At 70.6% G+C, this 14,357-nt stretch carries 7 protein-coding genes; all 7 read left to right on the forward strand.

The features are described from left to right. The first annotated feature begins 46 nt into the window (after positions 1 to 46). The 7 genes from EY822_RS11935 to EY822_RS11965 all read left to right on the forward strand — a co-directional run bounded on the left by EY822_RS11935 (position 47) and on the right by EY822_RS11965 (position 14,317). Positions 47 to 1,162: an FHA domain-containing protein gene (locus EY822_RS11935; protein ID WP_150308454.1), complete on the forward strand. Its 1,116-nt coding sequence runs from the start codon at positions 47 to 49 to the stop codon at positions 1,160 to 1,162. Next, a complete protein-coding gene (locus EY822_RS11940; RefSeq protein ID WP_150308455.1) occupies positions 1,159 to 1,956 on the forward strand; it encodes a PP2C family protein-serine/threonine phosphatase in 798 nt (265 codons plus the stop codon). The genes EY822_RS11935 and EY822_RS11940 overlap by 4 nt, the downstream gene beginning before the upstream one ends. 148 nt (positions 1,957 to 2,104) lie before the next feature. Continuing rightward, a complete protein-coding gene (locus EY822_RS11945) occupies positions 2,105 to 3,523 on the forward strand; it encodes a serine/threonine-protein kinase (RefSeq protein WP_150308456.1) in 1,419 nt (472 codons plus the stop codon). Positions 3,524 to 3,538: 15 nt separating this feature from the next. Next, entirely contained in the window at positions 3,539 to 9,421 is a 5,883-nt protein-coding gene (locus EY822_RS11950; protein WP_150308457.1) for an Ig-like domain-containing protein, read from the forward strand. Between the two features lie 29 nt (positions 9,422 to 9,450). Next, positions 9,451 to 10,422, forward strand: coding sequence for an AAA family ATPase (locus EY822_RS11955; RefSeq protein ID WP_150308924.1), 972 nt, complete (start codon positions 9,451 to 9,453; stop codon positions 10,420 to 10,422). Beyond that, the gene (locus EY822_RS11960) at positions 10,419 to 11,876 is read left to right on the forward strand and encodes a DUF58 domain-containing protein (protein WP_227497247.1); all 1,458 of its coding nucleotides are present in this window, start codon (positions 10,419 to 10,421) and stop codon (positions 11,874 to 11,876) included. Before EY822_RS11955 ends, EY822_RS11960 begins: the two co-directional genes overlap by 4 nt. Continuing rightward, positions 11,873 to 14,317 carry a DUF3488 and transglutaminase-like domain-containing protein gene (locus tag EY822_RS11965; protein ID WP_150308458.1) on the forward strand — a complete coding sequence of 815 codons (2,445 nt, stop codon included), beginning with the start codon at positions 11,873 to 11,875 and terminating at the stop codon, positions 14,315 to 14,317. The genes EY822_RS11960 and EY822_RS11965 overlap by 4 nt, the downstream gene beginning before the upstream one ends. Positions 14,318 to 14,357: the final 40 nt, after the last annotated feature.

Below are 14,357 nucleotides of genomic sequence, written 5' to 3' on the forward strand. Positions count from 1 at the left end.
TCCTTTCGCCGGAGAACCGGTCACCCGCTCGAAAGGACCAGGCCGCATGACCCCTGGGCGCCTCTCCTTCGTTCCTGACGGGAACGGCTGGACCGTGATCGCGCACGAGAGCATCGTGTCGCTCCTCGACCCGTCGGTGTCGACGGGAACGATCGAACGGCTGAGGCGCACGATCACGTCCCCCGACGTGACGGTGGAGAGCTACGTCGCGTCCATCCCGCTCTTCGGCGCGGATGCGGTGGACAGGTTCGCGGTCGTGGTGCTCGACGCGGCCGCTCCCCACGGGCGAGACGACGGGGCCGGTTCCCGTCGGCACGACGCCGCGGCCCGGATCACCCTCGTGCTCCGCGGTACCGTGCACGTCGAGCTGACCACGCCCACCGGTACGCGCATCGTGGACGGGCGGCACGCCGTCCCGTGGTACCTGGCCGAGTTCGATGCCGTGTCGGCCCTCACCCTCGCGAGCGCGCCTCCCCGCACCCGCGGCGCAGAGCACCGGCCCCTGACGAGTGCCGTGGAGACGGCCTCCGCGGTGCAGTGGGCGGCCGCGCACGCCGGCACGGATGGCGCTGACACGCATGTCGCCGGAACGCACGTCGTCGTCACCGACGCCGGTGCTCTCGAGGACACCGTGCTGGGTGCCGACGCCACGGCCGCGATCCCGATCATTCGGACGGGGCGCCCGGCGGTCGACGGGGATGACGCCGACGGGATGACTCTCGCCCGCATCCCGACGCTCGACGAAACGTCGACCAACGATGACACGAACGACACCCACGCGGACGGCGCGGATGCGGCACCGGAGCCGCGGCCCGTCTTCTCCTTCCGAGTGGGGCGAGGCGCACCGATCAGTCTCGATTCAGCCGTGTACCTCGGCCGCAAGCCCAGCCCGCCGCGCGTGCCCCGCGGCCCGTTGCCCACTCTCATCCGGGTGGACTCGCCGAGCCAGGAGGTGTCCAGCACGCACGCCGAGATCCGTCAGGAGGGATCGGCCGTGGTGGTCACCGACCTCCGGTCGACGAACGGCACGGGCGTGTGCGTGCCGGGTGCACCGCGTCTCACCCTGCGCCAGGGCGAGTCGATCGTGGTGGCACCGGGCACTCTCATCGATCTCGGCGACGGCAACGTGGTCGAGATCCTCCCCGCCCAGGTGCCGTCATGACCGTGATCGGATCGAGTCGGGCGCTGCACGAGCTGCCGGTGCCCGACTCGACCGACCGGCTGCGGCTCGGCTGGGCGGCGCTCACCGACGTCGGACGGCGCAGACCGCACAACGAGGACAGCCTGCTCGCCTCCCCGCCGCTCTTCGTGGTCGCCGACGGGATGGGCGGCCATTCCGCGGGCGACTTCGCCAGCGCGGCCGTCGTCACCCGCCTCGCCGAACGCATCACGGGCCCGTTCATCTCGGCGGGCGACGTGGAGGAGGCCCTCCGCATCGCCGAGGCGGACATCGCCCTCGTATCCCGGCACTCGCTGCTCGGTACGGGCACCACGGTGACCGGGGTTGCGCTCACCCTCGTCGGAGGGCAGCCGCAGTTCCTCGTCTTCAACATCGGCGACTCTCGCGTGTACTCCTGGCGGGGCAACCGCCTGGAGCAGGTGACCGTCGACCACTCCGTGGTGCAGAGCATGGTCGACGCGGGCACCATCACCCGGGACCAGGCGGAACGACACCCGGACAGCAACATGATCACGCGGGCGATCGGCTTCGCCGACCCGCCGATCCCGGACTACTGGCTGATCCCCGCCACCGCGGGGCTGCGCCTCGTGGTGTGCTCCGACGGCCTGAACGGCGAGCTCCTCGATCACGACCTCCGGGACCACGTCGGTTCTGGCGCCGACGCCGCATCGACCGCGCGGACACTGGTCGACGCCGCCCTGGAGCACGGGGGCCGGGACAACGTCTCGGTCATCGTCGTCGACGTGTTCGGGAGCGCGAACGAGGGCACCGCGTAGCACGGGCGATGTCCCCCCATCGGGGGGAGGCGGAGCGCACGCCGTCGGGCGGCATGCTGCCTAGACTTAACGGCAGGTGCATACGTTGTGAGCCGGACCGAACCCGAACGAATCCGGTGTGCGCCGCCGTACCCGAAGGGGGGAAACTGTGGCACGACGACTGCCCTCCACACCTCCCACTCTGCCGGGCTTCTCCTACATCACGGTCCTCGGCTCCGGCGGATTCGCCGACGTCTTCCTCTACGAACAGAACCTGCCGCGCCGCCAGGTCGCCGTCAAGGTGATGCTCGCCGAAGTCGTCAATGACTCCGTGCGACAGATGTTCCAGGCCGAGGCCAACCTCATGGCCCAGTTGAGCACCCATCCGTCGATCCTCACGGTCTACCAGGCCAGCGTCTCGGCGGATGGCCGCCCCTACCTCGTGATGGAACTCTGCTCGTCGTCGCTCGGCCAGCGCTACCGCCGCGAATCGATCCCCGTGGCCGACGTGCTGCGCATCGGCATCAAGATCGCCAGTGCGGTCGAGACGGCGCACCGCGCGGGGGTGCTGCACCGCGACATCAAACCCTCCAACATCCTCACCACCGCGTACGGCAACCCCGTGCTCTCCGACTTCGGCATCGCCGCGACGCTGAGCGAGTCCGACACTCCGGAAGCGGTCGGTCTGTCGATTCCGTGGTCGGCGCCCGAGGTGCTGAACGACGACTCGTCCGGCACCATAGCCAGCGAGGTGTGGTCGCTCGGCGCCACCATCTACTCGCTGCTCGCCGGACGTTCGCCGTTCGAGGTGACCGGCGGGTCGAACACGTCGGCGGATCTGATCGCACGGATCGCCAAGGCGAAGCCGGGTCCGATCGGCAGGGCCGACGTGTCTCCCCAGCTGGAACGCACCCTGCAGCGAGCGATGTCGAAGCGGCCGGATGCGCGCCCCGGCGACGTGATGGAACTCATCCGCGAACTGCAGTCGGCCGAGCTCGAACTCGGGGTGGCGCAGACGCCCGTCGAGGTCGCGATGGACGACTGGGCCCTCGCGACGGTCGCGGACCTCGACGACCGCACCCGGATCAAGGGCGTTCCCGCCGTGAACCCCGACGCCCCGGGGCGCCGTCGCCGTCGGCAGCCGGTCGCCGCGGCGTCGGGCGCGCAGAGTCAGGTCGGCACTCTCATCCGGCAGAGCCGAAGCGCCTACCCGACCGGAACGGGCGTGCCCCGGCCGAGCCGCCAGAGGACGGTGCTGACCTGGGCGCTCGTCGCCGTGGCGGTGCTCGCCATCGCCTTCGGCGCCACGGCCACCGCGGTGATGATCCGCTCCACCACGAACGACCTGCCGCGCGTCGGCGCGATTTCCGCGTCGACCACCGAGAACACCGTCGTCTTCTCCTGGGCCGACCCGGGGCGTCTGCCGGATGATCGCTACGAGGTGCGCCTCGACGGGCAACCGAGCGTGCAGCAGGCCTCGCGTTTCACGAGTGCCGCCGAACCCGGGGACCGGGTGTGCGTAACGGTCGCGGTGGTGCGCAACGGCACCACCGGAGCGCCCTCCAGCGAGAAGTGCGTGGACTTCTAGCGTCGTGGGTGCAGAATGATGCGCGCCTGGCTCTCCCGTCGCCGGTCGGCGGTGGTCACCGCGACCAGCGGAACCCTGATCGCCGCGCTGATCGCGACGGTCGCCGTCGTCTCCGGCGGTTACAGTGCACAGCGTGTCGACCTCAATGACGGCGCGGTCTGGGTCACGAACGGGAACGAGCGCGCGATCGGCAGGGCCAACACCGCCGTGCTGGAGCTCAACTCGGTCATTCCCGCGCAGGGCACCGACATCGACGTGGTGCAGGGTGGGGAGTCCGTGCTCCTCTTCGACCGCGGCAACAGCAAGGTGGACATCGTCGACCCCGCCACCAGCACGATCGACGCCAGTGTCCCGGTGCCCCCGAGCAACCCCGACATCTTCGTCGAACAGGGCCGCGTGGTCGTCGCCTCCCCGGAGACCGGCGAGGTGTGGATCCGGGATGCCGATGCCTTCGACGACTTCGACGTGGAATCCGAACCCACCCTGAGCCTCGGGGCCGGAACCGTGGCGAGCGTCGATGCCGACGGCCTGCTCTTCGCCTTCTCGCCCGACAGCGGCGAGCTGTACCGTGTGCCGACCGCGACCGGCGACTCCGTCGACTCGGTGGAGAACGTGCCCCTGGAGGCGGGCGAGGCACCGCGCCAGGTGACCAGCGTCGCCGGCCGCCCCGCCGTCTACGATCCGGAGGCGCGCGCTCTGGTGTTCGACGGGCGACGGATCGACCTGTCGGGGCTCATCCCGGCCGACGTGCCCGCCGTCGTGCAGGAGCCGGCACTGTCCGGCACGGACCTGCTGATCGCCCACCCGGGCGGCGTCGTCGGCGTGCCGCTCGGCGGAAGTGCGCCCCGCGCCCTCCTCGAGGGGGCGTACGGGCCGCCGGCCGCCCCGGTGTCGGTCGCCGGGTGCGACTACTCCGCCTGGGGCGACGGCACCGCGTGGAGACGCTGCGACGGCGACGCCGTCGGAACCGCATCCCAGCTCGTCGACTCACCGACGGATCCCCGGCTCGAATACCGGGTCAACAACAATCGGGTCGTGCTCAATGATGCGCTCGGCGGGATGTCCTGGGCGGTGCAGCGGGGCAACGACGTGATCGACAACTGGGACGCGCTGATCGACCGCGACCAGAGCCAGCAGGTCGTGGAGGAGCAGAGCGTCGACACGCCGGCCGCCTTCGTCGAGGTGCAGCAGCCGCCCGTGGCGGTGGACGATGAATTCGGCGTACGGGCCGGGCGGGCCAACCCGTTGCCGGTGCTGCTGAACGATTACGATCCGAACGGCGACGTGCTCCTGATCAGCGAGGTGACGCCTCTCGATGAGTCGGTCGGCCGCCTCGACCTCATCAACGATCGTCGCCAGGTGCAGATCACCGTTGCACCGGATGCGTCCGGCCGGTTCTCGTTCGACTACACGATCACCGACGGGCGGGGCGGCACCGCCACCGCCACCGTCACCGTCCTGGTGCGCTCGCCGGAGGAGAACTCACCGCCGCAGCAGGTGCGGTCGACGACGGGCGTCGTGCAGTCGGGAGCCCGGCTCACCACCGAGGTGCTGGGGGACTGGTACGACCCGGACGGTGACGCGTTCTACCTCACCCGGGCCGCCGTGGCGGAACCCGACCAGGTGAGCTGGCAGCCGGACGGGACCGTCGTGTTCACCGACCAGGGCGCCGGAGGTGAGTCCAAGCCGATCGCGCTCTCCGTGTCCGACGGCATCGCCGAGGGCGCGGGGGTGCTCACGGTGTCCGTGCGGACCGCCGGCTCGGTCCCCATCGTGACCGAGCCGTTCGCGGAGCTCGCCAATGCCGGGTCGGAGATCACCATCCAGCCTCTGCGGCACGTTCGCGGAGGCAGCGGCACCGTCCGGTTGACCAACGTGGCCGTGCCGGCCGGCACGCGCATCACGCCGGACTACGACGGCGGCACCTTCCGATTCGTCAGCTCGGAAGCACGAACCCACCTCCTCGAGTACACCGTGAGCGACGGCACCTCCACCGCCACGGGCGTCGTACGCGTGGAGGTGTCCGCGCCGCTCGACCCCAACACCCGCCCCATCACCGCGACCCACACCGTCTTCCTGCGCCAGCTCAGCACCCAGAACGTCGATGTGCTGGCCACCGACGTCGACCCGGCCGGGGGCGTGCTCCTCGTCACCGAGGCGTTCGACGTGCCGGTGGAGTCGGGGCTGCAGGTGCAGATCTTCGATCAGCGCCTGCTGCGCGTCACGGCCACCCAACCCCTCGAGGGTCCGGTCTCGTTCTCCTACCGCGTGAGCAACGGCCTCGCCGATGCGGTGGGCACGGTGACCGTGATCGAGATCCCCCACGCCGGCATCACTCAACCACCCGTGGCCATGCCGGACAGCGTCTCGGTGCGCGTCGGCGACGCCATCGACATCCCCGTGCTGGCGAACGACACGCAACCCGACGGGGATCCCCTCACCCTGGCACCGGATCTTCCCACCCCGCTTCCGGCGGGTTCCGGCCTGCTCTTCGCATCGTCGAACGTGCTCCGCTACCTCGCCCCGGACAAGACCGGCAACTTCACGGCCGAGTATCGCGTCGAGGCGCCGGACGGCCAGTGGGCGACCGCACGGGTCTCGATCGCCGTGCGGGAGGTCGACGCGGATTCGAACAACCCACCGGTGCCGAAGACGGTGACCGCGCGCGTGCTCGCCGGCGAACGCGTGCGCATCCCGATTCCGCTCACCGGCATCGATCCCGACGGCGACTCCGTGCAGCTCCTCGGCCAGGAGACGAGTCCGACGAAGGGCGCGGTGCTCGAGGTCGGCGCCGACTGGATCGAGTACGAGGCGGGAAGCTACTCGGCGGGAGCGGACACCTTCGCGTACGCCGTCACCGACAGTGTCGGCGCCCGGGCGGTCGGCACCGTCCGGATCGGCATTGGCACGCGCCCCGACGGCGCCAGGAACCCGATCGCCATCGCCGATGAGGTGACGGTGCGCCCCGGACGCACCGTACTGGTGCAGGTGCTCGCCAACGATTCCGACCCGGACGGCAGCCCCCTCTCCGTGACCGGTGTCGCACCCACGGAGCCCGGTGTAGCGGCCACGGTCGAAGGCGACGTGGTCCGCGTCGTCGCACCGACCGAACCGGGCCGGTACGGCTTCGTCTACGACATCGAGAACGATCGAGGCGGAACGAGTTCCACCTTCCTCACCGTCGTCGTCGCCGATGACGCCCCCCTAGCGCGCCCCGTGGCCAAGGACACCGTGCTGAGTCTGTCCGACGTCGTCGGGCGCCGCACGGTCGACGTGAACGTGCTCGACAACGTGTTCTTCGCCGACGGACCCGTGCGCTCCCTCGGCCTCGGACTCCAGCCCGGGTACGACGGATCGGCGCAGGTCGTCGCGGGCAAACGCATCCGCGTCACGCTCGGCAGCGAGCGCCAGATCATCCCCTTCCGCGTCAGCCACCCCGACGACTCCGGAGTCACCGCGTACGCGTTCGTGTGGGTGCCCGGCTTCGCGGAGGCGTTGCCGCAGCTCAACCGCAACGCACCCCGGCTCACCGTGCAGAGCGGCGCCACCCTCACCATCCCGATCAACGACCACGTGGTCGCCGTGAGCGATCGGAACGTGCGCCTCACCGACGCGAACAGCGTGCGGGCGACCCGGTCGAACGGCGGAGAACTCGTGGTCGACGCGCAGACGCTCCGTTTCACCAGCGAGGACCGCTACTTCGGGCCGGCCTCCATCTCGTTCGAGGTCACGGACGGCGCCACCGCGGACGATCCGCGAGGGAACCGTGCCACCCTCGTGCTTCCGATCACCGTGACGCCCCGCGCCAACCAGCCACCGTCGTTCAACGGCGCCGTGCTCGAGCTCGAGCCCGGCGAGGAGCGGCAGGTGGACCTGCTGAAGCTCACGACGTACCCGTATTCCGAGGATCGCGACGACCTGCGCTACTCCGTCATCGGTGCGGCCCCGACCGGCTTCTCCGCCACGGTCAGCGGTTCCACGCTGACCCTCAGTGTGCAGGAGGCGGCCGTCGGCGGTACGGCCGGCACCGTGACCATCGGGGTGCGGGACGCCCTGAACGAGGGTGTGGCCGGGCGGATCGAGTTGCGGGTCGTGCCGTCGACGCGCCCGCTCGCCCAGCCCCAGCTCGATGTCGCCATCGCCCCCCGGAACACCACCACGGTGGTCGACGTGCTGCAGAACGATGCGGCGACCAACCCGTTCCCCGGCAAGCCGTTGCGGGTGGTCGCCGTGCGGGGAATCGACAGCGCCTCCCTGCCCGCCGGTGTGTCGGTCTCCCCGAGCGATGACCGATCGCACCTGACGATCGCCGTGGCCGGCACCGTGCCGCCGGGCGACGTGAGCGTGCAGTACCAGGTGCTCGACGCGACCGGCGACCCCGCCCGGGCCGCCTGGGGAACCGTCCGCATCTCCATTCAGGACCGTCCCGATCCCGTCGTCGGATTGCGAACCACCGGATTCGGCGACCGGCGCATCTCGGTGGCCTTCGATCCGGGAGCGTTCAACAACTCGCCCATTCAGGGCTACGAGGTGCGGGCGGTGCGGGATGGAACCGTCGTCTCGTCGCGCACCTGCGAGTCCACCACCTGCGACGTGACCACCGACGGCAACGGTCCGTCGAGCCGCGTACGCATCGAGGTGCTCGCCCGCAACGCCATCGGGCTGTCCGATCCCGTCGCACTGACCGGACTCTGGTCGGATGTGGTGCCGCCGGCGCCCACGGGCCTCACCGCCGAACCGCTCGACCGGGGACTCCGGGTGATCTGGAATGCCGTGGACACCGGACGGGGGAGCGCCGTCACGAACTACGTCGTCTCCGTCGGCGGGGTGACGCAGGAGGTTCCGGCCGGCCGGACCTCCATCGAGTTCCGGAACGTCGTGGAGTCCAACGGGGGATCCGTCGGATATTCCGTGAGTGCGCGGAACGGCGCGCAGGTGACGAGCGCCGACGCGTGGAACACGTCCTCCTCGACCGGCACCCCGCTCGGGGCACCGCGGGCCATCGGCGCCCCGGCGGCCACGCCCGCGCACGACGCGGCGGGTACCGTCTCCCTGACCTGGCAGCCGTTCAGCGGGGACGGGCGCGACGGCATCCGCTACTGGGTCGCGGCCTATTCCGGCGCCGAAACGCCGTCGTGCACCGTGAGCACCGAGGGCGTGGTGCCGTGGAACGCCACCGTGTCCGGCGCGGTGCCCGCACAGAGCAGCTCCGGCCACACCTTCAGCGGTCTCGCCGCGAACGCCGAACACCGCTTCGCCGTGATCGCGGCGAACAGTCAGGGCTGCACGCTCGTCACCGACATCGCCGCGGTCACTCCGCGCGTCGCACCGACGAATGCCCAGGCGACCGTCGCGATCGCCCCCGGTGGAGACCTCACCGGGGTGGGCGGCCGGTCGCGACCGGTGCTGTCCGACGTCACCTACTCGTCCGGCGGGGGAACACCGACGACGGAGTTCTTCTACCGCATCGCGGGGACGACCACCGGAGCACCGGTCGCGCGCGGGGACGGCCTCACGCTCGCGCCGTTCGGCGAACCGGTCAGCATCGAGGTGCAGGTCGTCGAGACGCATGGCGACGGCACGCGACTCGAGAGCGCGTGGTCGCCCGCCGTTTCAGCAGGCGTCGCCGTCGACACCACCGCTCCGGGGATGCGATTCATCCCGACGGTGAGCGAGGTGCCGGACCTGTCGGGTACGTTCGAGTGGTTGGGCTCCCCCACCGGCTCCGGTTACACCGGCGTGGAGTACTCGATCGACGGCGGAGTCACCTGGATCGCGATGGCCGGACCCGGCGCCAGCGACGTGACCGGGGGACCGGAGGCGCCCGCCGCGGTGACCGTCCGTGTCCTGGCCAACGGACTGTCGTACACGCAGCAATATAGGGGAAACGAGCGATGACCGATGTACTCGACAGGACAGGCGACCCCATGACCATGACCGCGGAGCAGGCACGACGCTTCGAGGAGACCTTCGGCCGCCTCGTCGCCAACGTGGAACAGGTGCTGCTCGGCAAGAACCAGGTCATCCGGTTGTCGTTCACCGCACTGCTCAGCGAGGGACACCTCCTGCTGGAGGACTACCCGGGCACGGGGAAGACGTCTCTCGCCCGCGCCATTGCGCAGACCGTGCGCGGCGTCAGCAACCGCGTGCAGTTCACCCCCGACCTGCTCCCCGGTGACATCACCGGCGTGAGCGTGTACGACCAGCGCACCGGGCGGTTCGAGTTCCACCGCGGACCGATCTTCGCGAACATCGTGCTCGCCGACGAGATCAACCGGGCGAGCCCGAAGACGCAGTCGGCGCTGCTCGAAGTGATGGAGGAGGGGCACGTCACCGTCGACGGCAATTCCCATCCGGTGGGGACACCGTTCATGGTCATCGCCACGCAGAACCCCATCGAACAGGCCGGCACCTACCGGCTTCCGGAGGCGCAGCTCGACCGGTTCCTCATGAAGGCCTCGATCGGCTACCCCGACCACCTGTCGACCATGCGCATCCTGGAGGGGTCGGGAGCGAAGGCGCACGAGACGACGGTGCCGTCGATCATCTCCGCGGAGACCGTGACCGAGATGGCCGCGGACGCACGAACGGTGCACGTCGATCCGTCGGTGTACGACTACGTGTCCCGGCTCGTCGACGCCACCCGATCGGCGACCGAGGTGCGTCTTGGCGCGTCGGTGCGCGGAGCGCTCGCTCTCGTGCGCGCGGCGAAGACCCTCGCGGCGGCGAACGGTCGTCACTACGTGATTCCGGATGACGTCAAGGCCCTCTCCGAACCCGTGCTCACGCACCGTCTCGTGCTCGACCCCGAGGCGGAATTCGACGGCGTCACTCCGTCGAGTGTGATGGCTCAGGTGCTCATCGAGACGGCCCCGCCGAGTGATCGGCACGCCGTGTGACCTCCACCCGACCCGGGGGACGCTTCCTCTCCGAGCGGCGGACGGGGGCTCACGTCGATACGTCGTCGCACACCGCGCACACGCTGAGCCGCGGCAGGACCCGCACCTCGGCACCCGCCCACAGTGCCACCGGCACGCAGGGACTCATCAACGCGCGCACGCGCATCGTCGGCACACGCACGGACCCGCTCGCCGATGCCCTCGTCGCCCTCGTGCGCCTGGCCACCGCGTTCGGCGCGGGCGCGGTGCGGATGGCGACCGCGGTGGCCGGTGTCGTCACCCCGCTCGGCTGGTCGATCGTCGGGCTGGTCGTCGTCGGCTTCACCGTGGGTTACGGGCTCGGCTGGCTGGAGCTGGTGGCCGTGGCCTGGGTCGGAGTGGTGCTGGTCGTGGCGGCTGTGCTCTCGCTTCTCGCCCGCAACTCGTTCGAGATCGGCGTGTTCCTGCCGAGCACGCGCGTGGTCGTGGGCGAGCGTGCACCGGCGCAACTCACCGTGCACAATCCGACCGCCCGCCGCCTCGTCGGCGTGACGGTGGAGGTTCCGGTGGGTGGAGGTCTGGCCGAGTTCGCGGTCCCGTCGCTTCGGCCCGGGAGCTCGTTCGAGGACGTCTTCGTGGTGCCGACGACGCGGCGCGGCGTCATCCGGATCGGACCGGTGCGAACGGTGCGCGGTGACCCCGTCGGTCTGCTCCGCCGGGAGATCACCGGGGGCGACCCGATCGACCTCTACGTGCATCCGCGCACCATCCCGGTACCCAGTACCTCGACCGGCTTCGTGCGCGACCTCGAGGGCAATCCGACGCGCGATCTCGCGAACAGCGACGTGTCGTTCCATGCCCTGCGCGAGTACCTGCCCGGTGATGAGCGACGACACATCCACTGGCGCAGCACCGCCAAGACCGGGGTGCACATGGTGCGCCAGTTCGAGGAGACGCGACGCAGCCACCTGATGATCGCGTTGAGCCTCGCGTCGAGCGACTACTCGACCGAGGAGGAGTTCGAGCTCGCGGTGAGCGTGGCCGCGTCGCTCGGCGTGCGGGCCATCCGGGACGCCCGGAACGTGTCCGTGGTCGCCAGTGAGCGCACCCCGGAGTTCGCGAAGCGCAAGGTGTACGCGCTCAAGCGGCTGAGCGTGACCAGCCGCCCTCGGCTCCTCGACGACCTCAGCACCGTGCACCACGCCGCCACCGCTCTGCCCATTCCCGACCTCGCGCGGGTCGCGGCGGACTCCGTGGCCGGCATCTCCGTGGCCTTCGTCGTCTGCGGCACGGGTGCCACCAAGTCCGAGCTCCGCGCCGCGTCGACGAAGTTCCCCGCGGGTGTCGAAGTCGTCGCGGTCGTGTGCGACCCCGGGATGACCCCGGCCCTCCGACGCGTGTCCGAGCTCAGCGTGCTCACCATCGGCTACCTCGAGGACCTGACCCGGTCGCTGTCCCGATCGGCCGCCGCGTGAACACCTCCGGCGTTCGGTCACCGCTCTTCTTCGTGATCAACACGGCGGCGTTCCTCCTCGTCAGCGCGCTCGCGGCGGCCGCGCTCTGGCCCATCTACGCCAGCCGCGACATCCTGCTGCTCATCATCGGCGCACTCTGCGCCGGTGCACTCGTCGCGGTTCTCGGCGCCCTCTACCGCTGGTCGAGTGCCACCGTGCTGTTCGCGACCGTGGCGGTGTTCCTCGCCCTTGGAACGCCGCTCGCCCTTCCGGGCCAAGCGATGTTCGGGGTGCTGCCCACGGCGGAGAGCCTGCTCGACCTGCTTCGCGGTGCCGGACTCGGCTGGAAGCAGCTGCTGACCATCACGCTGCCGGTGGGCGGGTACCAGCAGTTGCTGGTGCCGGCGTTCATCCTCGTCCTGCTGTCGACGGTGATCGGACTGTCGCTGACGCTGCGTGCACGCTACGGCGAACTCGGCGTCCTCGCGCCGACCGTGCTGTTCATCGCCGCGATAGCGTTCGGCCCCGACGTCGCCGCGTTCCCGGTCGAGCTCGCGCTCGCGTTCCTCGTGGTTTCGCTGCTGTGGTTCGTCTGGCTGCGCTGGTACCGGCGCACCCGTGCCATCCGCACGCTCACCGTGCAGAACGGGGCACCGGTCGAGTCGGTGACGGAGCAGCGATTCGGGGGCGCCCGCACTCTGCTCGGTGCCGTGGCCACGATCGCGGTCGCGCTCATGGTCTCGGCGGCCGCCGTCGTCGTCGTGCCGCCGACCGGCACTCGCGACGTGTTGCGCACGGTGGTCGAGCAGCCGTTCGACCCCCGGGTTCACGCGAGCCCGCTCGCCGGGTTCCGGTACTACCTGCAGCAGGGCCGGGACACCCAGACGCAGTTGACCGTCACCGATCTGCCTCGCGAGGCCGGCCTGCGGATTGCGACCCTCGACTCCTACGACGGCGTGGTCTACAGCGTGGGCGGGGAAACCGGCTCAGGCGCATCGGGCACCTTCACCCGGGTGCCCTACGAACTGGACCAGTCCGGGGTGGACGGGGATCGGGTCATCGTCGAGGTGACGGTCGACTCCTACAGCGGCGTGTGGTTGCCCATCCTGGGCAAGCTCGAGTCGGTCGAGTTCGGTGGGCCGAACGCCGAGGCCCTCGAGGACTCGTTCTTCTACAACGACGTCACCGGCACCGCGGTGGTGACTACCGGCCTCCGCGCGGGCGACTCGTATCGGCTCACCACCGTCGTGCCCCGGGAGCGGAGCGAGGATGCGCTCGAGTCGGCTCGTCCCGGCACCGCGGTCGTGCCCGACATCGGGGCTCTGCCCGATGAGCTCGTGCCCTCGCTCCAGCGGTACATCGCCGGGGTGAACCGGCCCGGGGAGCGCCTGCTGGCCATGCTGGACGGCCTCCGCGCGGACGGCTACGTCAGCCACGGCGTATCTCCCGATGAGCCGTTCAGCCGGTCGGGCCACAGTGCGGACCGGATCAGCCAGCTGCTGACGGAGCGGCCGATGATCGGTGACGCCGAGCAGTACGCGGTGACCGCCGCGCTGATGGCCACGGAGCTGGGGTTCCCCGCCCGCGTGGTGTTCGGACTCCGTCCCGATGCGGACGATCGCGAGAGCGCGCCGGCGGACGGGATGCCGCTCACGGGCTCGGACGTCACCGCCTGGATCGAGGTCGACACACTGGACGGCTGGGTGAGCCTCGATCCGAATCCGGAAGTCCGGGACATCCCGGAGGCCGAACCGGACGAACCCACCGTCGTCTCCCGCCCGCAGTCGATCCTGCCGCCGCCGGAGGACGACCGAATCGACCTCGACGACCAGCTGCCGCCGGAGACCTCCGAGGAGGAGCAGGAGGAGGCCAATCCCTTCCTCGCGCTGGTGTTCGGGATCCTCCGGGTGACCGGGTGGGTGCTCCTCGCCCTCGCGGTGCTGACCTCGCCGTTCCTCGCGATCCTCGCCGCCAAGCTGCGCCGACGCCGCAGGCGCCGACGGGACGGTACGCCTCTCGACCGCATCCAGGGGGGATGGCAGGAGTTCGCCGACACCGCGATCGACCACGGCTACGAGATTCCGCGGTCGTCGACCCGCATCGAGGTCGCCGAAACCGTGGGGGGAACCGCCCCGCTCGCCCTGGCCCGGGCGGCCGACCGCGCGGCCTTCGGACCGGCCGTGCCCGACGAGCGCTCGGCGGAACAGGTGTGGCGAGTGGTCGGTGAACTGCGCGCAGCGCTTTCGCGAGGTCGCTCGCGACGGGAGCGCATCGGTGCGCTGATGTCGATGCGGTCGCTTCGACGCCACGGATCGCGACTCCCGCAGCGGCCGGACACCGTCCCGGGAACCGACGCGAGGACCAGGGCCGGTGATGCGGGCGCCAGCGCGGGGAGCAGCGCAGAGAATCCAGCCGGTTATGCGCCGAGCGCCCGACCGGCGAGGCGGAACTCGCCCTCCTGAGGCGCCGACCGCCACCACCGTCTCCTCCCCGTTTCCCCGA

Source organism: Planctomonas psychrotolerans (assembly GCF_008642235.1).
Taxonomy (GTDB): Bacteria; Actinomycetota; Actinomycetes; order Actinomycetales; family Microbacteriaceae; genus Planctomonas; species Planctomonas psychrotolerans.